Raw genomic sequence first — 23,286 nt, 5'->3', positions numbered from 1 at the left:
ACGAGTCCTTACCGTGCCGTCATGCGTGTCGTGCGGTGGCCAGGGGCCCTCCTGATGTTCGTGGTCATGTCCGTGCTGGCGGGCCTGCTGGTCGCGGTCGCCGTCACACCCGCCGTCGCGGTCGCCGGCGAGGGCGCCTCGGGCGCGGCCGCGTTCTTCGAGGACCTGCCGAGCTACCTGGACGTGCAGACGCCGCAGCAGGTGTCCACCGTCTACGCGAAGCAGGGCGGGCAGGACGTCGCGATCGCGTCGTTCTACGCCGAGAACCGCACGATCGTCAAGGCGGACGCCATCGCGAAGACGCTGCAGCAGGCCGCGATCGACACCGAGGACCCGCGCTACTACGACGAGGGCGGCATCGACGTCATCGGCACCCTGCGCGGTGCCGCGGCCACCGCCGTCGGCGACGACGTGCAGGGTGGCTCGAGCATCACGCAGCAGTACGTCAAGAACGTGCTGGTGCAGCAGTGCGAGCAGCTGACGGGCAAGGACGCCGCGGCGACCCAGGCCAAGATCGACGCCTGCTACCACGACGCTGCCGGTGTCACCCCGCAGCGCAAGCTGCAGGAGATGCGGTACGCGATCGCGGTCAACAAGAAGTACTCCAAGGCCCAGATCCTGACCGGCTACCTGAACATCGTGGGGCTGGGCGGCCGGGTCTACGGTGCCGAGGCCGGTGCCGAGTACTACTTCGGGGTGCACGCGAAGGACCTGTCGCTCGAGCAGTCGGCCACGCTCGTCGCGATCCTGAACAACCCGTCGAACCTGCGCATCGACCAGCCCGACAACAAGGACAACGGGTCGGCCAACGGTTACGCGGCGACGAAGGAACGGCGCGACTACGTGCTGCGGCGCATGCTCGCGCACCACTCGATCACGAAGGCCCAGGAGCAGCAGGCCGTCGCGACCCCCGTCCAGCCGAAGATCACCGAGACCGCGAACGGCTGCAGCGCGGCCGCGACGAACCACGACGCCGGGTACTTCTGCGACTACGTGCGCGACCAGGTGCTGCAGGACCCGGCCTTCGGCAAGACCTCGGCCGACCGGATCGCGACGCTCGACACCAAGGGCCTGCAGATCCACACCTCGCTCGACCTGGACCTGCAGGCGCAGAGCCAGTCGGCGCTGTCGACGTACGTGCCGACGACCATGGCGGGCGTCGACGCGGGCGGGTCGAACGTCACGGTCGAGCCGGGGACCGGGCGCATCCTGTCGATGGTGCAGAACACGACCTACACGCAGTCGGACGCGGCGACCGCCGGTCAGACCGCGGTGAACTACAGCGCGGACGAGGGCTACGGCAACTCCACGGGGTTCCAGACCGGGTCGACGTACAAGGTCTTCACGCTCGCCGAGTGGCTGGCGAGCGGGCACACGCTGTCCGAGTCCGTCTCGACCACCGAGCACACCTTCCAGAACTCCGAGTTCACGAACTCGTGCGAGAACGTCTCCGGCGGCACCTGGCCCGTCGCGAACGCCGAGTCCGTGCCGGCCTCGATGACCGTGCAGGACGCCACGACCGAGTCGATCAACACCGCGTTCGGCGCGATGGGCAAGCAGCTCGACCTGTGCAAGATCGCCCAGCTGGCGAAGTCGATGGGCATCCACCGTGCCGACGGGGGAGCGCTCGGACAGACCCCGTCGTCGATCCTCGGTGTGAACGAGCTGTCCCCGATCGACCTGGCCGAGGCCTACGCCGGCTTCGCCAACGGCGGCACGGTCTGCACCCCGACCGCGATCGACTCCGTCACCACCGCCGACGGCACGAAGATCACCCCCACCCCGGCGTCCTGCACCCAGGGCGTCTCGGCCGAGGTCGCTGGCACGGTGGACTACGCGCTGCAGGGCGTGCTCAGTGGGAACGGCACCGCCGCCACCGCCAACCCCGGCGACAGCACGCCGAAGTTCGCCAAGACGGGCACCACCGACGGTGACGTGCAGAACTGGTTGGTCGCGTCGAGCACGAAGTACACGAACGCGACCTGGATCGGCAACGTGCAGGGCAGCGTCCGGCTGGCGAACTGGCCGTTCCTGCAGGGGACGACCGGGTACAGCGCCAAGTTCGGCGTCGGCAAGTCGATGATGCAGTACCTCGACGCGCACTACGGCGGCGACGCGTTGCCGGCTCCGGACCAGGCGATGATCGGGACGGTACCGACGCCGAAGGCGCAGTCGTCGTCCCAGGGCGGCGACCAGGGCACCCCCGCCGCTCCGGCGAGTCCTGCTGCGCCGGCCGCACCCGCCGATCCGGCCGCGCCGACCACCGGGAACTAGGCGCCACCGCGGTCGTCACCGAAGTCGCCGCCGCGGTCGCGGCCGCGGCCGCGGTCGTCACCGGAGTCGTCACCGTCTGGAGGCCCGGTGCCGGTCCGTCGGACCGGCACCGGGCCTCCAGACGGTCCTGCACACTGCCGCGGTCCGGCCCGCTCGTCCACAGCCGACCGACCGCGGGGCGACGTGCTCGGTGCGGCCAATAGACTGGTGGCCATTCCACGAACCGATCGACGGAGCACCATGCCTGACATCACGAGCGAGCAGGTCGCCCACCTGGCGGACCTCGCGCGCATCGCCCTCACGCCCGACGAGATCGAGAAGCTGACCGGGGAGCTGTCGCACATCGTCGACAGCGTCGCGAAGGTGACCGAGGTCGCCACGCCGGACGTCCCCGCGACGAGCCACCCGGTCGCGCTGCCGAACGTCCTGCGACCCGACGTCGTCGGCGAGACCCTGACGCAGCAGCAGGCGCTCTCCGGGGCGCCCGACTCCGACGGCGAACGATTCCGCGTGACGGCCATCCTGGGAGAAGAACAGTGACCGACGACATCACCCGGCTGAGCGCCGCTGCGCTCGCCGACGCCCTGGTCGCGCGCGACGTCTCGAGCGTCGAAGCCACGCAGGCCCACCTCGACCGGATCGCGGCCGTCGACCCGGACGTGCACGCGTTCCTGCACGTCAACGAGCACGCCGTCAGCGCCGCGAAGTCCATCGACTCGCGCCGCGCCGCCGGTGACGACCTCGGCGCGCTCGCGGGCGTCCCGATCGCCGTCAAGGACGTCCTCTGCACGATCGACATGCCGTCGACCGCCGGCTCGAAGATCCTCGAAGGATGGGTCCCGCCGTACGACGCCACCACGGTGACCAAGCTGCGCCGGGCCGGCATGGTGCTGCTCGGCAAGACGAACATGGACGAGTTCGCGATGGGCTCGACCACCGAGTTCTCGGCCTACGGCCCGACGCACAACCCGTGGGACCTCGGCCGGATCCCGGGCGGATCCGGCGGTGGGTCGGCGGCCGCGGTCGCCGCGTTCGAAGCGCCGCTCGCGCTCGGTTCCGACACGGGCGGGTCCATCCGTCAGCCGGGGGCCGTCACCGGCACCGTCGGTGTCAAGCCGACCTACGGTGGGGTCAGCCGCTACGGCGCGATCGCCCTGGCGTCCTCGCTCGACCAGGTCGGTCCCGTCGCCCGCACCGTCCTCGACGCGGCGCTGCTGCACGACGTGATCGGCGGGCACGACCCGCGCGACTCCACCTCCATCCCGCAGGAGTGGCCCTCGTTCGCCGCCGCCGCGCGCGACGGCCTGCAGGCCGACACGCTGCGTGGGCTCCGGGTCGGCGTGGTCAAGGAACTGGCGGGGGGCGACGGCTTCCAGGCCGGCGTCGTCCAGCGGTTCCAGGAGACCGTGGCGATCCTCGAGTCGGCCGGTGCCCAGGTGGTCGAGATCGACGCCCCGAGCTTCGCGTACGCCATCAGCGCGTACTACCTGATCCTCCCGGCCGAGGCATCGTCGAACCTGGCGAAGTTCGACTCCGTCCGCTTCGGCCTGCGGGTCACCCCCCAGGACAGCGCCACCGTCGAGGACGTGATGGCCGCCACGCGCGAAGCGGGCTTCGGTCCCGAGGTCAAGCGTCGCATCATCCTCGGCACCTACGCGCTGAGCGCCGGGTACTACGACGCCTACTACGGCAGCGCGCAGAAGGTCCGCACGCTGGTGCAGCGCGACTTCGACGCCGCCTTCGCGCAGGTCGACCTGCTGGTCAGCCCGTCGGCGCCGACGACCGCGTTCCCCCTGGGTGAGCGCCTCGACGACCCGCTGGCGATGTACCTGAACGACCTGACCACCATCCCGGCCAACCTGGCGGGCGTGCCCGGCATGAGCATCCCGAACGGCCTGGCCCCCGAGGACGGCCTGCCCACCGGCGTCCAGCTGATGGCACCGCAGCGCGCCGACGAGCGGCTGTACCGCTACGGCGCGGCGCTCGAACGCCTGCTCGAGCAGCAGTGGGGCGCCCCGCTCATCGACCGGATCCCCGACCTCGACCAGAGTCAGCAGTCGGCAGCAGAGGAAGGCGTGGTCTGATGGCCGCCAAGGACGCACTGATGGACTTCGACGAGGCACTCGAGCGCTTCGAGCCGGTGCTCGGCTTCGAGGTGCACGTCGAGCTCGCGACGAAGACCAAGATGTTCTCCGACGCCCCGAACTTCTTCGGTGGCGAACCGAACACCAACGTCACACCGGTCGACCTCGGACTGCCCGGGTCGCTGCCGGTCGTGAACGAGCAGGCCGTGCGCTTCTCGATCAACCTCGGGCTCGCCCTCGGCTGCTCGATCGCCGAGTCCTCGCGGTTCGCCCGGAAGAACTACTACTACCCGGACAACCCGAAGAACTACCAGATCTCGCAGTACGACGAGCCGATCGCGTTCGAGGGCGAAGTCGAGGTCGAGCTCGCCGACGGCACGATCTTCCAGGTACCGATCGAGCGTGCCCACATGGAAGAAGACGCGGGCAAGCTCACCCACGTCGGTGGAGCGACCGGTCGGATCCAGGGCGCCGAGTACTCGCTCGTCGACTACAACCGTGCCGGCGTGCCGCTCGTCGAGATCGTCACCAAGCCGATCTTCGGCGCCGCACACCGTGCCCCCGAGCTCGGTGCCGCGTACGTGCAGGTGATCCGCGACCTGGTGCGCGCCCTCGGTGTCTCCGAGGCCCGGATGGAACGCGGCAACCTGCGCTGCGACGCCAACATCTCGCTGCGCCCCTGGGGCCAGGAGAAGCTCGGCACCCGCACCGAGACCAAGAACGTCAACTCGTTCCGTGCCGTCGAGCGCGCCATCCGCTACGAGATCCAGCGGCAGGCGGCCATCCTGGCCGACGGCGGCACCATCACGCAGGAGACCCGGCACTGGCACGAGGACACCGGTCGGACCTCGGCCGGTCGCCCCAAGTCGGACGCGGACGACTACCGCTACTTCCCGGAGCCCGACCTGCTGCCGGTCGTCCCGGACCCGGCGATGATCGAGGAACTCCGTGCGTCCCTGCCCGAGGCGCCGGTGGCACGCCGACGTCGGCTGAAGGGCGACTGGGGCTTCGCGGACCTGGAGTTCCAGGACGTGGTGAACGGCGGCCTGCTCGACGAGCTCGAGGCCACCGTCGCCGCCGGTGCCCCGGCCCAGGCGGCCCGCAAGTGGTGGACCGGCGAGATCAGCCGTGTCGCCAACACGCGGGACGCGGCCCCCGGTGACCTGGTGTCGCCCGCGCACGTCGCCGAGCTGATCACACTGGTCGAGTCCGGTGAGCTCACCGATCGTCTCGCACGTCAGGTGCTCGAGGGGGTCATCGCCGGCGAGGGATCACCGTCCGCGGTCGTCGAGTCGCGCGGGCTGAAGGTCGTCTCGGACGACTCGGCGCTGACTGCCGCGGTGGACCAGGCACTCGCCGCGCAGCCGGACGTGCTCGCGAAGATCCGCGACGGCAAGGTCCAGGCCGCCGGCGCCATCATCGGTGCCGTCATGAAGGCCATGCAGGGCCAGGCGGACGCCGCCCGCGTGCGCGAGCTCGTGCTGGAGCGCGCCCAGGCCTGAGCGCCCCCGCACGTGTCGACGCGTCCCCGGGGAGCCGTGCTTCCTGGGGGCGCGTCATCGCTCGAGTGACAGGATGAGGCGTGTCCGCAACGATCCGCGCCATCGGTACCGCCGTCCCCACGACGACGCTGCAGCAGGTGGCTGTCCGGCAGCTCTTCGCCGCGCAGCCGGGCCTGGGACGACTCGGCCGGCGGGTGGTGCCCGCGGCGTTCGACGCGTCCCACGTCGAGCACCGGCACACGGTCCTGCCCGAGCTCGACCCCGCGGCCGCGCCCGGACCCTTCCGCGACGTCGACGGCCTGCTGCACTCACCGTCGACGGGCATGCGCAACGACCGGTACCGCGAACTCGCTCCGCCGCTGTTCGTCGCGTCGGCGCGTGACGCCCTCGAGCGTGCCGCGGTCGACCCGGCGTCCGTGACGCACCTGGTGACCGTGTCGTGCACGGGTTTCACGCAGCCCGGGCCCGACCTGGCGATCGTCGAGGAACTCGGGCTGCGGCGCACCGTGTTCCGGCACCACATCGGGTTCATGGGCTGCTGCGCGGCGTTCCCGGCCCTCCGGAGCGCTGCCGCCTTCGCCGAGTCCGACCCGGACGCCGTCGTGCTGGTGGTCTGCGCCGAACTCTGCACGCTGCACGTCCGCGCGTCGGACGACCCCGACCAGATCGTCGCGAACAGCGTCTTCGGGGACGGTGCCGCCGCGGCGGTCGTCACGGCCGACGGTCCCGGGCTCCGGCTCGACACCTTCGCGACGACCCTCGTGCCCGAGGGCGCGTCGGAGATGGCGTGGAACATCGGCGACGAAGGGTTCGAGATGGTCCTCAGCACCGCCGTCCCGAAGCTCGTCGGAGCCACCGTGGCCCAGGCCGTCGCGCCCCTGCTGGACGGTCCCGCCGCCGCAGTCCCGATCTGGGCGGTGCACCCCGGCGGCCGTGCGATCCTCGACCGCACCCAGGACGCGCTCGCCCTGCCCGACAGCGCGATGGCCAGCAGCCGTGCGGTGCTGCGCGACCACGGCAACATGTCCAGTGCGACCGTCCTGTTCGTGTTGCGCGACGCGGTGGACGCCGGGCTCACGGACGGTACGCCCGTGGTGGCGCTGGCCTTCGGACCGGGGCTGACGGTCGAGAGCGCCCGGCTGACCGCGGTGGGGACCAACGCCGCGAGCGCGACCGCCGACGTGATCGCCGAACCGGAACTCGCCGGAGAGCTCCGGTGAGCCGGCCCCGCGGAGCCGAGCCGGGCCTCCCGATCGATCTGAGCACCCGTGACCTGGTGCTCCGCGAGCTGATGGACGACCCCGACTGCGACCCGCGCGCGCTCGAACGGACGTTCCGGCGGTTCGCGGTGGTGAACGCACTGGTGAGCGGGTGGCGTGCCGCCTGGCGGACCCACGTCGTGCCGGCGCTGCCGGCCCATGGGCGCGGGCGGGTGCTCGACCTGGGATGCGGTGGCGGCGACCTGGCTCGCGCGCTCGTGAAGTGGGCGGACGGTGACGGCTTCGACATCGAGGTGGTCGGCGTCGACCCCGACCCGCGCGCCATCGCCGCTGCCAACCGGGCGACGACGCGCGGGGTGACCTTCCGCGAACAGTCGAGTGGCGCGCTGGTGGCCGCGGGGGAGCAGTTCGACGTGGTCGTGTCGAACCACGTGCTGCACCACCTGGACGACGACGAGCGTGCCGGGTTCCTGGCGGACTCGGAACACCTGGCGGCGAAACGCAGCCTGCACTCGGACATCCGCCGCTCGCCGGCCGCCTACCGGGCGTACGCGCTCGGGTCCACGCTCGTCGCTGCCGGCACCTTCGTCCGGGTCGACGGGCTGCGGTCGATCCGTCGGAGCTTCACGCTGCCCGAACTGCATGCCGCGCTGCCGAAGGGCTGGCGCGCCGAGGCCGCGGCACCGCACCGCGTGCTCGCGATCCGCGACGTCTGAGCCGGCGGGACCGGGCAGTCCGGGTCGCACTCGGTGTCGGCTAGCGTCGGACCATGGTGCCTCCACGTCTCCACCGGGTCGCGGTGCTCGTGCTCGACGGAGCGAAGCCGCTCGACGTCGGGATCCCGGCGCAGGTGTTCTCGAACCGGCCGAGCATGCCGTACGAGGTCCGCGTGTGCGGTCCGCACGCGGGGCGGGTCGCCGGTGGAGACGGGCTGGCCTACGCCGTGGACCACGGACTCGAGGCCTTCGACTGGGCGGACACGGTGTTCGTCCCCGGCTACCGGTTCCCGGCCGACACCCCGCCGCCCGAGTCCGTCGTGGCTGCGCTTCGACGCGCGCACGAGCGCGGGGTGCGCATCGCGGCGATCTCGACCGGTGCGTTCGCCCTGGCCGCCGCGGGACTGCTCGACGGCCGACGGGCGACCACGCACTGGCACTACACGCGGATCCTCGGTGAGCGGTACCCGGCGGTCGAGGTCGACGAGAACGTCCTGTTCGTCGACGCCGGCTCGGTCCTGACGAGCGCCGGAGCGGCGAGCGGCATCGACCTGTGTCTGCACCTGGTGCGCCGTGACCACGGGGTCGCGCTGTCGAACCACGTCGCCCGCCGGCTGGTCAGCGCGCCGTACCGCAGCGGCGGGCAGGCCCAGTACGTCCCGCGGAGCGTCCCCGAACCGCTCGGCGACGTGTTCGCCGACACCCGGGAGTGGGCGCTGCGGCACCTGGCCGAGCCGTTGACGCTCGAGGTCCTCGCGCGCACGGCGACGGTGTCCGCCCGGACGTTCTCGCGGCGTTTCGTCGAGGACACCGGGTACACGCCGATGCAGTGGGTGCTCCGAGCGAGGGTGGACCGTGCCCGCGAGTTGCTCGAGCGGACGGACCTGGCGGTGGACCAGGTGGCCGAACACGCCGGACTCGGGTCGGACGCGAACCTGCGGTCGCACTTCCGCCGGGTGCTCGGCACGACGCCGACGGCGTACCGGCAGACGTTCCAGGACTGAGCCCGACGGACGGCCCGGGGCCGGCCCCGGGGCAGGGGCCCGGCTGAGCAGGGCCGGGCCGGACGGCGTTGGCGAGATCCTTGCGGACAATGGCTTCCTTGCCACTGGAGCCGCGCCTCCAGGCCGGTGAGCATGGACAGCGGGACGAAAGGAACCCCATGACCCGCATCGGCATCAACGGCTTCGGCCGCATCGGACGCAACACCCTCCGCGCACTGCTCGCCCGCGGCGGTGACGACCTGCAGGTCGTCGCCGTCAACGACCTGACCGCGCCGGAGACGCTGGCGCACCTCTTCCGCTACGACTCGGCACTCGGCCCGTTCGCCGGCACCGTCGAGGCCGACGGCGACACCCTGGTGGTCGACGGCGCGCCGATCCGCGTCCTGGCGGAACGTGACCCCGCGGCGCTGCCGTGGGGCGAGCTCGGGGTGGAGGTGGTCCTGGAGTCGACGGGGCGCTTCACCGCCCGCGACGCCGCGGCCGCGCACCTGCAGGCCGGTGCCGCACGGGTGCTGATCAGCGCTCCGGCGACCGGGGCCGACGCCACGATCGCGTACGGCGTGAACTCGGACACGTTCGACCCGGCCCGCCACACCGTCATCAGCAACGCGAGCTGCACGACCAACGCGCTGGCGCCGCTGGCCTCGGTGCTCGACGACCTGGCCGGGATCGAGCACGGCTTCATGACGACCGTGCACGCCTACACGCAGGAGCAGAACCTGCAGGACGGGCCGCACCGCGACCTTCGCCGCGCTCGTGCGGCCGGCGTGAACATCGTGCCCACGACGACCGGGGCCGCGAAGGCGATCGGCCTGGTGCTGCCGCGACTGGAGGGCAAGCTGTCCGGCGATGCCATCCGTGTGCCGGTGCCCGTCGGGTCGATCGTCGAGCTGAACACCGTCGTGGCGCGGGACGTCACCGTGGAGCAGGTGAACGCGGCGTACCGGACTGCAGCTGCCGGGCCACTCGCCGGGGTGCTGGCGTACACCGCCGACCCGCTCGTGTCGACGGACATCACCGGGCGCAGCGAGTCGAGCGTGTTCGACTCGCTGCTGACCCGCGTCGACGGGGGCCGCCACGTGAAGGTCGTCGCCTGGTACGACAACGAGTGGGGCTTCTCGAACCGGGTCGTGGACACGCTCGGGATGCTGGCGCGAGCCGCGGCGTAGCGCGCGGCGCGGGTCCGGCGGCAACCACCCGCCGAGTCTCGGCCCGGCGGACACTTTCTGCGCGATCCGTGGCGCAGGATGTCCGCCAGGCCGAGACTCGGCGGGGCGGCGCGGCCGCGGCGGGGCGGCGGCGGCGCGGCGCCGCCGCGCAGCGCCGCTACGCGATGAGCGCCGTGGTCGACGCGAACGAGCGCGACAGCACCGCCGCCCGGTAGCGCTCGAGCGCCTCGGCCGAGGCCCCGACCGACTCCAGCGCCGCGAGCCCCGCACCGAGCACCGGGGGAGCGGTCACCCACGTCGGCTCCGCCCCCGGTACCCGCTCGCGCAGCCCGCCGACGACGGCGTCCACGAGCAACGGGTGCCGCGCGGCGAGCACACCGCCCCCGAGCACCACGGGCACGGCGGCGGATGCCCCGAGACCGAGTCGCTCGAGTGCGACCGACGCCAGCAGCACGATCTCCTCGGCCTGCCGTGCGACGACCCGGGCAGCGACGGTGTCCCCGGACGCCGCGACCTCGAACAGCACGGGGCAGAGCCGGTTGAACACGCGCTGGTCGAGCCGGCCGAAGTGGATGGCCTCGGTCACCGCGCGGACGGTGTCGAGCCCGAGCGCCGCGGGCACCGCCTGCACGAGCGCGGTCGCGGGTCCCCGCCCGTCCTCGGCGCGGGCGGCGTGCCAGAGCGCGCGGTTGCCCAGGTAGGCGCCGCCGCCCCAGTCGCCCGACACGTCACCGATCGCCGGGAACCGCGCGGAGGCGCCGTCGGCCCGGACCGCCAGCGCGTTGATCCCGGTGCCGCACACCACGGCCGCGGCGTCCGGCGACAGCGTGCCGGCCCGCAGCAACGCGAACAGGTCGTTGTCGAGCACGTCGGGCGCCCCGCCGTCCGCGTCCCAGTGCGCCAGTGCAGCGGTCGCCGCCGTCAGCTCGTCGGGCAGGTCGAGTCCGGCCAGGTACACGTGCGTCGTCCGGATCCGGGCGCCGTCGAGCGCATCGACCACCCGTCCACGGACGTCGTCCAGGATCGGTCCGGCGAGCTCCCACCCGCGGGTCTGCGGGTTCGAGCCCGGACCGCGCGCGTGGCCGACCAGGGTGCCGTCGAGCGCGATGGCGACGACGTCGGTCTTGCTGCCACCGCCGTCGACGGCGAGCACCACCTCCGGCACGGTCGGACTGGAGGCCCGGCTCGACCCCGCCCCGTCGGCGCGGCTCAGCGCGCCCACGTCACCTGCTCCGCTCGCGCCCACGGGATGTGCTCGGCGTTCGCCGCCAGCAGCAGGTCCGTCAGCTGTTCGGCCCTGTCGACCTGGCCGACCAGGGGGTGCGCCCACATCGCGCGGAGCACCCGGTCGCGGCCACCGTGGACGGCAGCGTCGAGCGCGAGCCGTTCGTACGCGGCCACGTGCGACACCAGCCCGACCATGTCCGCGTCGAGGGCGGCGACGGGCAGCGGGGTGATCGCCTGCCGGGTCACGCGGGCGGGGACCTCGATCACGTGGTCGTCCGGCAGGAACGGGAACGTGCCGTCGTTCCGCACGTTGAGCACCTGCACGTCGCCGCGGTCCCCGAGGATCGAGGACAGCACGTCGATCGCGGCCTCGGAGTAGTACGCGCCGCCGCGCTGCTCGAGCTCGACGGGCTTGGTGACGACGGACTCGTCGGCGTACTGCGCCAGCAGGGCGCGCTCGGTCGCCATCACCGCTTCGGCACGGGTGGGTTCGTGTAGCTGTTCCTGCAGCACGACGTCGTGGGCGTAGAAGTAGCGCAGGTAGTACGAGGGCACGGCGTGCTGCAGTCGGATCAGTTCCTGGGGCATGTGCACGCTCTCGGCCATCCGCGCCAGCGCCCCGCCGTCCGGGTCGAGCAGCTCGTCGATGACGTCGCGCTCACGGCCGTCGGCGCCGGTGACGTGCACACCGCGTTCCCACGTCAGGTGGTTCAGGCCGACGTGGTCGAGCCGGACGGCACCCGGAGCGACGCCGTACTCCTGCGCGAAGCGGCGCTGGAACCCGATGGCGACGTTGCACAGCCCGACGGCGCGGTGTCCGGCCTGCAGCAGGGCCCGCGTGACGATGCCGACCGGGTTGGTGAAGTCGACGATCCAGGCGTCCGGCTTGGCGTGCTTGCGGACCAGCTCGGCGTACTCCAGCACGACCGGCACGGTGCGGAGCGCCTTCGCGAACCCGCCGGGGCCGGTGGTCTCCTGGCCGATGCAGCACGCCTCGTGCGGCCACGTCTCGTCCTGCTGGCGTGCGGCCTGCCCGCCGATGCGGAGCTGGAACATCACGGCGTCGGCGTCGGACACGCCCGCGACGACGTCGTCCGTCACGTGCACGGTGCCCGGGTGTCCGGCGTGTGCGAACATCCGCTTCGCCACACCGCCGACGAGTTCGCGACGCACGGGGTCGGGGTCGACGAGCCAGAGTTCGTCGATGGGGAGCTGGTCGCGGAGCCGGGCGAAGCCGTCCACGAGTTCGGGGGTGTAGGTCGAACCGCCGCCGATGACTGCGAGTTTCACTGTGGTGCTATCCCTTCACGCCGGTGAGCGCGATGCCCTCGACGAATGCCTTCTGTGCGAAGAAGAAGATGATGACGACCGGGACCATGACGACGACGGTCATCGCCATCGTCATCGACCAGTCGGTGCCGTGTTGCCCGCGGAACGTGGCGAGGCCGTACGCCACCGGCCACGCGGCCTGGTTCTCCGACGCGTACAGCAGCGGGCCGTAGTAGTCGTTCCACGAGTTGAAGAACATGAAGATCGCCGCTGACGCGATGCCCGGGCGGGCCATCGGCACCACGACGCGCATCAGCACGCCCCACTCGCTGCAGCCGTCCATCCGGGCGGCGTCGCCGTACTCCTTCGGGATCGTCATGAAGAACTGGCGGAGCAGGAAGATGCTGAACGCGTCGCCGAGCAGGTTCGGCAGGATCAGCGGCCAGAGCGTGCCGGTCAGGTGCAGGTGCGACCACATCACGTAGACCGGCACCGCGGTGACCTGCGGGGGCAGGAGCATCGCGACGATGATCACCGTGAAGACCAGGTTCGCGCCCTTGAACCGGATCTGCGCGAGCGCGTAGGCGGCTGGCACCGAGCTCAGCAGCATGAACGCGGTGGCGAGCACGGCGTACAGCGCCGAGTTGCCGAACCACTGCAGCAGCGGCACCTCGGTGAACACCCGCACGTAGTTGCCGAGGTCGAACGGCCGGGGGATGATCGACGCCGTCAGGGCCTGGTTGCTCGACATCATCGACGTCAGCACCACGAACACGATCGGCGCGAGGGTCAGGACGCCGATCGCGACGAGGGCTGCGTGCTCGGCGATCCACAGCAGCGGGCTGCGACGGGGACCACGCGCGTCGCCGGGCGCGGAGCCGCGGGGTGCCCGGGCGAGCGGGGACTGGGAGACGGCGGTCATCAGGACTCCTCGGGTCTGGCAGTGCTCATCAGTCGGCCTCCGGCCGGAAGACCGAGATCCGTCGCATCGTGAACACGAGCACGACGGCGGTGACGACGAACAGCACGACGGCCATCGCCGACGCGTAGCCGAACTGGAAGTTCGCGAAGCCGTGCTGGTACAGCAGCTCCGTGTAGGTCAGCAGCGACGTGCCCGGGTACCCGAGCTCGGCTGCGCTCCCACCGCCGATCGTCGCCTTGCCGCTCGCGACACCGGATGCGACCGCGGCCTCGGTGAAGTACTGCAGCGCCGCGATCACCCCCGTGACGGCGGCGAAGCCGATCACCGGCGCGATGGTCGGCAGGGTGATGTGCCGCACCTGCTGCACGCCGTTCGCCCCGTCGAGTGACGCGGCCTCGTACAGGTCACGCGGCACGTCGAGCAGCGACGCCAGGAAGATGATCATGATGTCGCCCATCACCCAGACGCCCATGATCACGAGCGACGGCTTCGACCACGACGGGTCGTTGAACCACAGCGGACCGTCGATGCCGAACAGCTTCAGGACCTGGTTGACCGGGCCGGTGCCGGGGTTGAACAGGAACACGAACGCCACGACGCTCGCCACCGGGGGGACCAGTGCGGGCAGGTAGAACAGCGTGCGCCAGAAGCCCGTGGCCGTCTTCGCGCGGCTGAGCAGCCCGGCGACCAGCAGCCCGCAGACGATCCGGACCGGCACCAGGATCACGACGAACCAGATCGTGTTGAGCACGGCCGGGCCGATCTGCGGGTCCTGGGTGAACAGGAACCGGTAGTTCAGCAGCCCGACGAACTGCGGTTCCTGCAGTTGGTTGTACCGCGTGAACGAGTAGAAGATGCTCGCGACCAGGGGGTAGGCGAAGAAGACGATCAGCCCCAGGATCGCGGGAGCCAGCATCGTCAGCGCGACGATGCGGCGCCGGGACTCGGCCGAGCGGGGCCGGCGTGTCCGACCCGTGGGGGGCAGTGGACCCGACCCCGTCGGGCCCGCGGGGCGGGAGGACCGGGTGGGCCGGTCCTCCCGCCCGGCGGTCTTGGTGGTGGCGCTCATCACGGACCGGCCAGCTGGTTCGCGTTGTCGATGTCGGAGTCGAGCTTCTTGAGCTTCGCACTCAGGTCGCCACCGTTCTCCTGGTACGCCTGCCAGAACTTCGTGAAGGTGCCGATGTAGGCGGCGCCGTCCGAGGTGGCGGGCGAGGTGATCGTCTTCGGGTCGCCGGCGACGTCGACGAAGGTCTTGTAGTTGTCGTCGACCTCGAGGTCGGGGGACGTCAACGCCGACGTGATGGTCGGGATGTTCTTCAGCCCGTTCGCCATCGTGACCTGCGCGTCGGTGTTCGTCGACAGGTACTTCAGCAGCGCCCAGGCGAGCTCGGGGTTCTTCGAGCCCTTCGCGATGCCGGCCACGTTGCCCGCGATGTAGGTGGAGCCGTAGTTGCCGACCCCGGACATCACGGGCGTCGGTGCGGTGCCGTACTGCAGGTCGGGCTTCTGGTCCTTGATGAAGGCGGTGCGGTACTCACCGTCGATCTGCATCGCGACCTGACCGGTCTGGAACGCGTTGTCGGCGGCGAACTCCTGGCCGAGGCCCGACGTGAACGTCTTGAGCTTGTCGTAGCCGATGGCGTCGACGTAGCCCTTCTGCCACTCGATGAGCTTCTTCCAGGCAGCCGAGGTGCCGATCTCGCTGTTGCCCTTGCTGTCCAGCCACGTGCCGTTGATCATCGGCGAGAAGTGCTCGGGGGAGTTCTCGTAGAAGTCGATGAGCGGGTTGAAGCCCAGCTGCTTGATCGACCCGTCCGCGTTGTACGTCGTCATCTTCAGGCCGTCGGTCTGCAGCTCGTCGAGCGTCTTGGGCGGGCTGGTGATGCCGGCGGCGGCGAAGGCCTGCTTGTTGTACATCAGCGCGCTGACGTCGGCCAGGGCCGGCAGCGTGCACCGGGTGCCCTTGTACGCGGTGTACCCGCGGACGGCCTCGGGGATGTCGGACAGGTCCACCTTGTCGCGCTTGATGTACGGCGACAGGTCGCGGAACGCCCCCGACGAGCAGAAGCTGCCGACGATCGCCGTCGAGTACGACAGCCCGACGTCGATGTTCTGTCCGGACGAGATCGCCTTCTGCAGCTTCTCGTCGTCCTGCCCGGCGTGGATGTCGACCGTGACGTCGGGGTTCGCCTTCTCGAAGCCCGCGACGGCGCTCTTGACGACACCGGCCTCGCGACCCGTGAAGAAGTGCCACAGGGACACGGTGCCCTTGAGGTCCTTCGGTGCGGTCTTGTCGATCGAGGACGCGCTGCTGCCGGAGCTGCAGCCCGCCACGACGAGCGCGCCCGTGGTGGCGATGGCGGCGGCGGTGAGGATCCGCCGGAGGGTCGGCCTGGGGTGTGACATGCGGTACTCGCTCTCTGGTCTCGCTCCGGAGCGCTGGTCGCCGGCCGACGGGGTCGGTCTGCGGGCGCGCCGGAGAGCCCTCGGACAGGGCTGGCCTTCGGACAGGGCTGGTGTGGTGCCTCGAGTGGTGCGGGTGGGTGGAGCTGGCGGTGCTGACGGTGCGGCTGGCGGCGGTACGGGCGGCGGTGCTGGCTCAGGCGTGCTGCGCGGGGTCGGGCTCGGACGCGTCGTCACTGATGCGGTCGAGTCGGCCCGCGAGCGCGGTGCGCACGACGTCGATGAGGACGTGGCGTGCGCCGTGCAGGACAGGGGTGTCGGGGACGCCGGGTGCCACCACGGCGGTGGACCAGCGCGAGCGGGTCCGGAGCCAGGCGGTCACGGCGGCGGCCAGGGCGGGACCACCCGCGATCCCGGTCGGGCCGTGCAGCACGACCGTCTCGGGATCGGCGACGGCGAGGACGGGGAGCACGTTGTGCCCGACGCGCTCGCCGAGGGCGGTCGTGAAGGGGTGCTGCGCCGGCAGACCGGGCAGCTGCGGGAGCACCTGGCGCCAGTCGGCAGCGGTGCCGTCCGGAGCCGTGATCCCGTGGTCGGCGGCGAGTCGGGTGATCGCGGTCTCGGAGATGAGGTCCGCGACGATCGTCGCCGTCGGGTCGAGGGGGAGCGCGTCGGCGGGCACGCTCAGGTAGCCGATCTCACCCGCGGCGCCCGAGGCTCCCGCGTGCAGTCGGCCGTCCAGGTCGAGTGCCATGCCGAGGCCCTCGGCCATCCACAGCACCGCGAACGAGCTCGGGGTGCGGCCGGCGCCCATGTTCCGTTCGGCGATCGCGGCGAGGTTGGCGTCGTTCTCGATGACGACCTGCACGCCGAGCGCACCGGACAGCGTGGCGGCGACCTGGTCGCGCGGCCAGCCGGGCAGCCCGTCGGTGAAGATGAGGGTGTCGGTGGCGTGGTCGACGCTGGCCTGCACCCCGACGGCCACGGCGGTGACCAGGTCGGCGTCGACACCGGCAGCGGCTGCGGCGCGTCGGACGGCCGCGGCGACGATGTCCTCGCCCGCCGCGCGCACCTCGTCGTCGTCCATGCGGTGCTCGGCGACGGGGTAGCTCCGGCCGGTGGCGTCGACCACGGTCGAGCGGACGTCGACCAGCTGCACGTCCACGGCGACGGCGAGGTCGCGGTCGGTGATCGCCTCGTACACGACGGCGCTGGGGCCGCGGCGTCCGGTCTGCGTGTCGGTGCCGGCCTCGCGGATCAGCCCGGTCGCCTCGAGCCGGCGGATGATCTCGGCGGCGGTCGGCTTGCTCAGCCCGGTGCGCTGCGCGATCTCGTTGCGGGTCATCGGACCGTCGTCCAGCAGCATGCCGAGGGCGGCGCGGTCGTTGAGGACACGGAGCAGTGCGGGCTGCCCGGGGGTGCGTCCTCGTGTGGTCATGTCGAGGACTGTAACGGACAACCTTCTTTACTGAAAGGTTTGTTCACAATTCCGCAACATGCGTTCTGTTCCGCGAAACACGCCGCCGCCCGGACGGGCGTCGAGACGGACAGGAGGCCCGGTGCCAGCTGGCACCGAGCCTCCTGTCCGGTGGGTGCGCGCGACGCGCTACGGGCGCAGCAGCACCTTGATCGCACGGCGCTCGTCCATCGCGGCGTACGCCTCGGCGGCCTGCTCGAGCGGCAGCTCGAGGTCGAACACCTTGCCCGGCTCGATGCGACGGGCGAGCACGTCCGGCAGCAGCTCGGGGATGTAGGCGCGCGCCGGGGCCATGCCGCCGCCGACCGTGATGTTCCGGCCGAACAGGAACGGCATCGGCAGCTCGGGGTCGCCCGCCGGGACGCCGACGTAGCCGACGTTGCCACCGGCGCGGACGACGCGGAGTGCCTGGTCCATGCTCTCGGCGGTGCCGACGGCCTCGAGCGCGCAGTCCGCCAGGTCCCCGTCGAGCAGGTCGCGCACGGCCTGCACCCCCTCGTCGCCGCGGGTGTCGACGATGTCGGTCGCGCCGAACTCGCGGGCCAGCGCCTGGCGGTCCGCGTGCCGGCTCATCGCGATGATCCGCTCGGCGCCGAGACGCTTGGCCGCCAGCACCGCGGACAGCCCGACCGCTCCGTCGCCGACCACGACGACGGTGCGGCCCGGGCCGACCTCGGCGGACACGGCGGCGTGGTGCCCTGTGGAGAACACGTCCGACAGGGTCAGGAGTGACGGGATCAGGTCGTCGTCGACCGGGCCGGGCACGACGACGAGCGATGCGGCGGCGTCGGGCACGCGCACGGACTCGGCCTGGGCGCCGCCGAGCGGCAGCCCGTGGGCGTCCGGCGTCACGCCGAAGGTCGATCCGTGGTCGCAGCCGCTCGTCATGCCGTGCGCGCACGCCTGGCAGGTGCCGTCGTTCGTGGTGAACGGTGCGATCACGAAGTCACCCACGCGCAGGTCGCCGGTGGACTCTCCGAGCTGCTCGACGACGCCGACGAACTCGTGGCCGATCGCACGGGGTTCCTTGGTGTCGCGGACGCCGCGGTACGGCCACAGGTCCGAGCCGCACACGCAGGCGGCGACGACGCGCACGACGGCGTCGGTGGGGGCGAGGAGTTCGGGGGCGTCGCGATCCTCGACGCGGATGTCGCGAGGGGCGTGGATGACTGCTGCGCGCACGGGTGGTGCCTTCCGTCGGGAGTGGGTGGTGTCGGCCGGTCGACGTCGTCCGGAGCCGCGTCGACACTACGCTCGTGCGGGTGGACGAGGACCGGTACGGCAACGACGTGCTCTCGGGCGACTGGCGCTCGAAGGGCGTGCGGAAGGTGCGGCAGGTGCCGCTCGAACGGGACATGGTGCTCGAGGACCCGGCGTCGGGCTGGGCCGGTGCCGTGGTCGGACTCGAGGCCGGGAACATCGCGCTCGAGGACTGGAAGGGCCGCACGCGCGCCTTCCCCTTCGACGGGCAGTTCCTGCTGGAGGGCGAGCTCGTGACGCTGGGTCGCCCGCAGGCGCCGGTCGGCAGAGGCGGTGGGGCCGCGCGAGCGGGTTCCGGTCCGTCGCTCGGTTCCGTGCACACGGACTGGAGGCCCGGCTCGGCCCCGGCGGTCCGCCAGGCGTCCGACGGTGGTCGGCTGCGCACGGCGTCCGGATCGTTCGCGGTGGAGTCGCAGCGCGCCCGGGTGGCGCTGCCGTCGCGGATCATGGTCGAGGGCAAGCACGACGCCGAGCTCGTCGAGAAGGTCTGGGGCGCGGACCTGCGCGTCGAGGGCGTCGTCGTCGAGGAGCTCTCCGGTGTCGACAACCTGGCTTCGGTGCTGGACGACTTCCAGCCCTCCCGCGACCGACGCGTCGGCGTGCTCGTGGACCACCTGGTGCCCGGGTCGAAGGAGTCCCGCTTCGCCGATGCCGTCATGCAGGGGAAGTGGGGCGCGCACGTGCTGGTCGTCGGACACCCGTTCGTCGACGTCTGGCAGTCGGTCAAGCCCGCACGGGTCGGACTGCGCGCGTGGCCCACGATCCCGCGGTCGATCGAGTGGAAGGCCGGCATCTGCGCCGCGCTCGGCTGGCCGCACGCCGAACAGGCCGACATCGCGCGGGCATGGCAGCGGATCCTCGGGCAGGTGCGGACGTTCGCCGACCTGGAACCCGAGCTGCTGGGTCGCGTCGAGGAGCTCATCGACTTCGTGACCGAGCCGATCGCGGAGCGTCCCGCGCGGCGGTGAGCCGGCGGATCGGGGACGGGACGGCCGTGGCGGGGGTGATCCGGGCCTCCAGGTCCGTATCGTTGGAGGATGGACGGCATCGACGGGCGTGTGCGGAACGCCGTCGACCTGTGGCTGCGGTGGCTGCCGCGGTGGCAGATCGGGACCGCCCGGCCGCGCACGCGGATCTGCCGGAAGTGCACCGGGTCGCCGATCGCCAGCGCGGCGGGCTTCGGGCCGGACGTGCCGCACCCGGTCCAGCACGCGCTGATCGGGCGGATCTCGACCATCATCGACGACGCCGTGGACGACTACACCGCGAAGAACCTGCCGCTGTTGCACCGTGAACTCGCGCGCGCCGACGCCCGGAAGCGCCACGCGGGGTACCAACCGGCCGAGGGCCTGTCGCCCGAGTTCCAGGGGCTCGACATCGACCCGCAGCCGCAGGACGGCTCACCGTTCCTGTTCACGTTGGAGGAGCTCGCCGGCACCGGCGCGTCCGAGCCCGCGCCCCGCGAGCCGCTGTCCGACCAGGCCAAGGCTGCGCTGCGTCACGAGATCGAGCTGTCCGACGAGTGTGCCCGGTCCACCGGCACTGCGGTGTGCCTGGCGCTGATCGACCACCGGGAGCGGATCGCCGAGGCGGTCGAACGGCTCGTCGAGCCGCAGATCGAGGCGCTCGTGTCGGACATGTTCCGCGGGCTGGACGGGGACGGGCCGCGCGGCGGGCTGTTCTGACGCCGCGTGCGGGCGGGTGCGGGGGCGGGTGCGGGCGCGGGGGCGCGCGGGCGGCGAAGCTCGCACGGTGCTGCGCCCACCGGTGGTGCGCGGTTGACCGCCCCGTGCCGGCATGTTTCCTCGCACCAGGCGGCCGGGGCCGCACGGGCGGCGAAGCTCGCACGGTGCTCGCCCCCACGAACGCCGCACCAGCCGCACAGCGGCGCACCGTGCGCACGGCGGCAGCGTGTCAGCGGCGGAGCAGGGTGCGGCCGGGCAGCACCGTGCCGCGGAGCGACCGGTGCTCGACGGCCCGGCCGGGGTCGTCGATGCGGCCGATGACCAGGTCGATGGCCTCGCGGCCGATGCGGTCGACGGGCTGCTGCAACGTCGTGAACCCGATCCAGTCGTTCGCGAGCGGGTAGACGCCGTCGAAGCCCGTGACCGAGACGTCGCTCGGCACACTGACGCCGCGCTTGGCCAGAGCGTCGCAGACGTCGAGCATGAGCCGGTCGGTCGGGCACATCACCGCGGTCGCACCGGACTCCCGCATGACGTCGACCACGTCCGCGGCGATGTCGTCGGCCGGGCGGACGAAACTGGCGTCGATGTCGATCGCCGTGACGCCGCGGCCGCGCAGCCGTCCTGCCATCGCCGTCGACCGCGCGTGCTGCGTGATCGCGTTGTCCAACGGGACGGTCAGCACGACCACGACCGCGTGGCCCGCGTCCGCCACCGCATCGGCGATGCGGTGCCCGCCGTCGACCTCGTCGCAGTACACGCTGGACAGCGCCGGGTGCAGTTCGGGGCGCCCGGCGACGACGGTCGCGATCCGCGGCGCGAACTCGGCGATGTCCGCCGACGGCAGGAGTCCGCTGCACACGACCAGTCCGTCGACGCGCATGGACACGAGCGACGCCAGGGCGGACTTCTCGTCCTCGACCCGGCCGACCCCCGTCGTCGTGACGACGCGGTAGCCGAGCTCCGAGGCACGCTGCTCCATGACGGCGTGCAGCGCGGTGTAGAGCATCGACGAGGCGTCGCGCACGAGCATCCCGATGGTGTGGGTCCGCCCGCTGACCAGCCCGCGTGCCATCGCGTTCGCCACGTAACCGAGCTCCGCTGCGGCGCGCTCGACGCGTTCGCGGGTCTCGTCGGAGAACCGTCCGGTGCCGGAGAGGACCCGGCTCACCGCGGACTTGGAGACCCCTGCCCGTGCGGCGACGTCGACGATCGTCGGCTGCGAGCCGCGGCTGCCGTTCACGTACCCGGCGTGACGCCGGGGCTGTTCGACGGATCCGCCGCCGGGTCCTTCGTCACGGGGTCGTCGAGCGCCGGTGCGTCGGTGGCGCGGCGACGTGCGACCGCGCGCAGGACGACACGAGCGATCGCGCGCCACCCGAGCAGGAACACGCCGAGGACGATCGTCGCGACGATGAGGAACGAGATGGGCAGCGGGTTGCCGTCGACGACGCCCTGGCCGGTGGCGACGCGGATGGCCATCCCGACGAAGACCGTGAGGATCCACGCGACGACGCCGGTCGGCCACGTCCGCAGGGGTCTGGCCCAGGCGCCGCTGGTGACGTAGGCGATCGCCCAGCCGGCCAGGAACGGGTACGCGGTGGTCCAGAGCGCGCCGAGTGAGTTCGCCTCGCCGTGCGAGGACCGCCCGATCAAGGCGAACACGACGATGAGGACGACGTCGATGACGGCTGCGAGCCAGCCCCAGGTGCGATCGGTCACAGCGCCATTCTCGCAGCCCGGTTCCTCCACAGGTGCCACTCTTCGGCCTCCTGTGCACAGCTCACACGAGCGCGTCGTCGCGCTGCGTCGCGTCTCACGAGGATCGCGCCATGAAACGAACCTTCACCCTCGCACCTGTTCCACACGTCCCGCTCTTCCGAACGTCTTCGCACCGGCCTGACGAATCCGACCGCATCCGGAAGCGTGCCTCGACGGGCGAGCTCACCCGGATCAGTCGGGGGCTCTTCGTCGGTTCAGCGGAGTGGAACGCATTGCGACCCGCTGACCGGCACCGCCTGCGGATAGAGGCGGTCGCTGACCGGATCCGGTCGGACCGGATCATCTCGCACGTGTCGGCAGCCGTCGTCCTCGCGGTGCCACTCGTCACCGATCCGCCGGACCGGGTGCACCTGACGACGCACGGGGCCGATGGTCGCACGACGAACGCCACGTTCATCGTGCACGCGGACATGGACCCGTCGGGGGATCGCAGTACGGTCGTCACTCCCGACGGACTCCGCACGTCTGGCCCGGAACGTGTCGCAGCGGACCTTGCGCTGACGTTCCCGCTGGTCGACGCCGTGGTCGCGCTCGATGACCTGCTGCGGCGAGGAACGGACCGAGCCCGCGTGCAGCAGTCGATCGAACGGCGGGGCCCGAAAGGCCGTCGGCGTGCGCTCCGTGCCGTCGCGTTGGCGGATCCTGCGTCGGGTTCCGTGGGGGAGTCCGTGTTGCGGGTCCGGTTCGACGATCTCGGCACCGAGCGCCCGGTGCTGCAACACCGATTTCGGCAAGCGGGGTTGCCCGACATCGTCGTCGACTTCTGGTTCCCGGAAGCAGGCGTGGTCGTCGAGTTCGACGGTGAGGTCAAGTACCGCGACGCGCAGATGCGTGCCGGGCGCTCGGCCGAGGACGTCGTCATCGCCGAGAAGCAGCGCGAGGACCGACTCCGCGCGATGCCCGGCGTGCGATGGGTCGTCCGGCTCGCGTGGTCGGACCTGTGGGACGAGGGGCGTCTTCGGGCTGCGCTCCGTCGTGCAGGCGTGCGGATGACCCGCTGACGGGGTGCACGGTGCGAGGTTCGCGGGCGGGTGTGTGGCGCGCACGGTGCGAGGTTCGGGGTCCGTGCCTCGACAGTGGGCCGGTGCGAGGTTGATTGCCGGCACGGGGCCGTCAACCTCGCACCGGCCGCGAAGCTCGCACCATGCGCACGGGCACGAGTTCACCGAGGCGGCACTGCGGCGGCACCGGGAGTTCACCGGGCCGCGTCACACTCGACCACGGTGCGGGAACGTTCCCACACGGCACGCCCAGACGACACCACGCTCCACACCCCGAGCACGACACCC

The 23,286-nt window shown here is 71.8% G+C and carries 20 protein-coding genes; 11 read left to right on the top strand and 9 right to left on the bottom strand.

The genetic code is table 11. The annotated features are described in order from the left end of the window. Positions 1-21 precede the first annotated feature (21 nt). The 8 genes from ACLBWP_RS12565 (at position 22) to gap (ending at position 9,969) form a co-directional block, all read left to right on the top strand. Positions 22-2,274 carry a transglycosylase domain-containing protein gene (locus ACLBWP_RS12565; protein WP_447655429.1) on the top strand — a complete coding sequence of 751 codons (2,253 nt, stop codon included), beginning with the start codon at positions 22-24 and terminating at the stop codon, positions 2,272-2,274. 240 nt (positions 2,275-2,514) lie between these two features. Continuing rightward, positions 2,515-2,814 carry an Asp-tRNA(Asn)/Glu-tRNA(Gln) amidotransferase subunit GatC gene (gatC, locus tag ACLBWP_RS12560; protein ID WP_243561277.1) on the top strand — a complete coding sequence of 100 codons (300 nt, stop codon included), beginning with the start codon at positions 2,515-2,517 and terminating at the stop codon, positions 2,812-2,814. Beyond that, positions 2,811-4,358 carry an Asp-tRNA(Asn)/Glu-tRNA(Gln) amidotransferase subunit GatA gene (gatA, locus tag ACLBWP_RS12555; RefSeq protein WP_447655428.1) on the top strand — a complete coding sequence of 516 codons (1,548 nt, stop codon included), beginning with the start codon at positions 2,811-2,813 and terminating at the stop codon, positions 4,356-4,358. The genes gatC and gatA overlap by 4 nt, the downstream gene beginning before the upstream one ends. Continuing rightward, positions 4,358-5,860: an Asp-tRNA(Asn)/Glu-tRNA(Gln) amidotransferase subunit GatB gene (gene gatB, locus ACLBWP_RS12550; RefSeq protein WP_243561275.1), complete on the top strand. Its 1,503-nt coding sequence runs from the start codon at positions 4,358-4,360 to the stop codon at positions 5,858-5,860. The genes gatA and gatB overlap by 1 nt, the downstream gene beginning before the upstream one ends. Before the next feature lie 80 nt (positions 5,861-5,940). Continuing rightward, positions 5,941-7,080: a type III polyketide synthase gene (locus tag ACLBWP_RS12545; RefSeq protein ID WP_447655427.1), complete on the top strand. Its 1,140-nt coding sequence runs from the start codon at positions 5,941-5,943 to the stop codon at positions 7,078-7,080. Beyond that, positions 7,077-7,796 carry a methyltransferase domain-containing protein gene (locus ACLBWP_RS12540; protein ID WP_243561273.1) on the top strand — a complete coding sequence of 240 codons (720 nt, stop codon included), beginning with the start codon at positions 7,077-7,079 and terminating at the stop codon, positions 7,794-7,796. Before ACLBWP_RS12545 ends, ACLBWP_RS12540 begins: the two co-directional genes overlap by 4 nt. A 53-nt stretch (positions 7,797-7,849) precedes the next feature. Next, positions 7,850-8,800, top strand: a complete 951-nt coding sequence (locus ACLBWP_RS12535) for a GlxA family transcriptional regulator (RefSeq protein ID WP_447655426.1) — start codon at positions 7,850-7,852, stop codon at positions 8,798-8,800. Positions 8,801-8,958: 158 nt separating this feature from the next. Further along, positions 8,959-9,969 (top strand): type I glyceraldehyde-3-phosphate dehydrogenase, encoded by a 1,011-nt coding sequence (gene gap / locus ACLBWP_RS12530; RefSeq protein ID WP_447655425.1) that lies wholly within the window; start codon positions 8,959-8,961, stop codon positions 9,967-9,969. Positions 9,970-10,126: 157 nt separating this feature from the next. Here the strand turns inward: gap and ACLBWP_RS12525 are convergent, their stop codons facing one another. The 7 genes from ACLBWP_RS12525 to ACLBWP_RS12495 form a co-directional block, all read right to left on the bottom strand. Further along, positions 10,127-11,134: an N-acetylglucosamine kinase gene (locus tag ACLBWP_RS12525; RefSeq protein ID WP_447655424.1), complete on the bottom strand. Its 1,008-nt coding sequence runs from the start codon at positions 11,132-11,134 to the stop codon at positions 10,127-10,129. 44 nt (positions 11,135-11,178) lie between these two features. Next, on the bottom strand, positions 11,179-12,486 hold the full coding sequence (locus ACLBWP_RS12520; RefSeq protein WP_447655423.1) for a 6-phospho-beta-glucosidase: 1,308 nt from the start codon (positions 12,484-12,486) through the stop codon (positions 11,179-11,181). 7 nt (positions 12,487-12,493) lie between these two features. Next, positions 12,494-13,387, bottom strand: a complete 894-nt coding sequence (locus tag ACLBWP_RS12515; RefSeq protein ID WP_447655422.1) for a carbohydrate ABC transporter permease — start codon at positions 13,385-13,387, stop codon at positions 12,494-12,496. Positions 13,388-13,415: 28 nt separating this feature from the next. Continuing rightward, entirely contained in the window at positions 13,416-14,456 is a 1,041-nt protein-coding gene (locus tag ACLBWP_RS12510) for a carbohydrate ABC transporter permease (RefSeq protein ID WP_447655421.1), read from the bottom strand. Continuing rightward, positions 14,456-15,796 (bottom strand): extracellular solute-binding protein, encoded by a 1,341-nt coding sequence (locus ACLBWP_RS12505; protein ID WP_447655420.1) that lies wholly within the window; start codon positions 15,794-15,796, stop codon positions 14,456-14,458. Before ACLBWP_RS12505 ends, ACLBWP_RS12510 begins: the two co-directional genes overlap by 1 nt. A 193-nt stretch (positions 15,797-15,989) precedes the next feature. Next, complete coding sequence (locus ACLBWP_RS12500; RefSeq protein ID WP_447655419.1) at positions 15,990-17,231, bottom strand: ROK family transcriptional regulator; 1,242 nt, start codon at positions 17,229-17,231, stop codon at positions 15,990-15,992. Positions 17,232-17,399: 168 nt separating this feature from the next. Beyond that, positions 17,400-18,452 carry a zinc-binding dehydrogenase gene (locus ACLBWP_RS12495; protein ID WP_447655418.1) on the bottom strand — a complete coding sequence of 351 codons (1,053 nt, stop codon included), beginning with the start codon at positions 18,450-18,452 and terminating at the stop codon, positions 17,400-17,402. 80 nt (positions 18,453-18,532) lie between these two features. Between ACLBWP_RS12495 and ACLBWP_RS12490 the strand changes: the two genes are divergently transcribed. Further along, the gene (locus ACLBWP_RS12490) at positions 18,533-19,498 is read left to right on the top strand and encodes a DUF3097 domain-containing protein (RefSeq protein WP_447655417.1); all 966 of its coding nucleotides are present in this window, start codon (positions 18,533-18,535) and stop codon (positions 19,496-19,498) included. 69 nt (positions 19,499-19,567) lie between these two features. Further along, complete coding sequence (locus tag ACLBWP_RS12485; protein WP_243561262.1) at positions 19,568-20,215, top strand: spermidine/putrescine ABC transporter substrate-binding protein; 648 nt, start codon at positions 19,568-19,570, stop codon at positions 20,213-20,215. Between the two features lie 229 nt (positions 20,216-20,444). Here ACLBWP_RS12485 and ACLBWP_RS12480 read toward each other — a convergent pair whose 3' ends face one another. Further along, entirely contained in the window at positions 20,445-21,458 is a 1,014-nt protein-coding gene (locus ACLBWP_RS12480; protein ID WP_243561261.1) for a LacI family DNA-binding transcriptional regulator, read from the bottom strand. Further along, positions 21,455-21,937 carry a DUF3054 domain-containing protein gene (locus ACLBWP_RS12475; RefSeq protein ID WP_243561260.1) on the bottom strand — a complete coding sequence of 161 codons (483 nt, stop codon included), beginning with the start codon at positions 21,935-21,937 and terminating at the stop codon, positions 21,455-21,457. The genes ACLBWP_RS12480 and ACLBWP_RS12475 overlap by 4 nt, the downstream gene beginning before the upstream one ends. 350 nt (positions 21,938-22,287) lie before the next feature. On the opposite strand from ACLBWP_RS12475, the gene ACLBWP_RS12470 reads away from it, so the two are divergent. After that, on the top strand, positions 22,288-22,998 hold the full coding sequence (locus ACLBWP_RS12470; protein WP_447655416.1) for a hypothetical protein: 711 nt from the start codon (positions 22,288-22,290) through the stop codon (positions 22,996-22,998). Positions 22,999-23,286: the final 288 nt, after the last annotated feature.

The sequence above is a fragment of the Microbacterium sp. M1A1_1b genome, from assembly GCF_053345565.1.
This window is presented reverse-complemented; position numbering and strand designations above follow the sequence as displayed.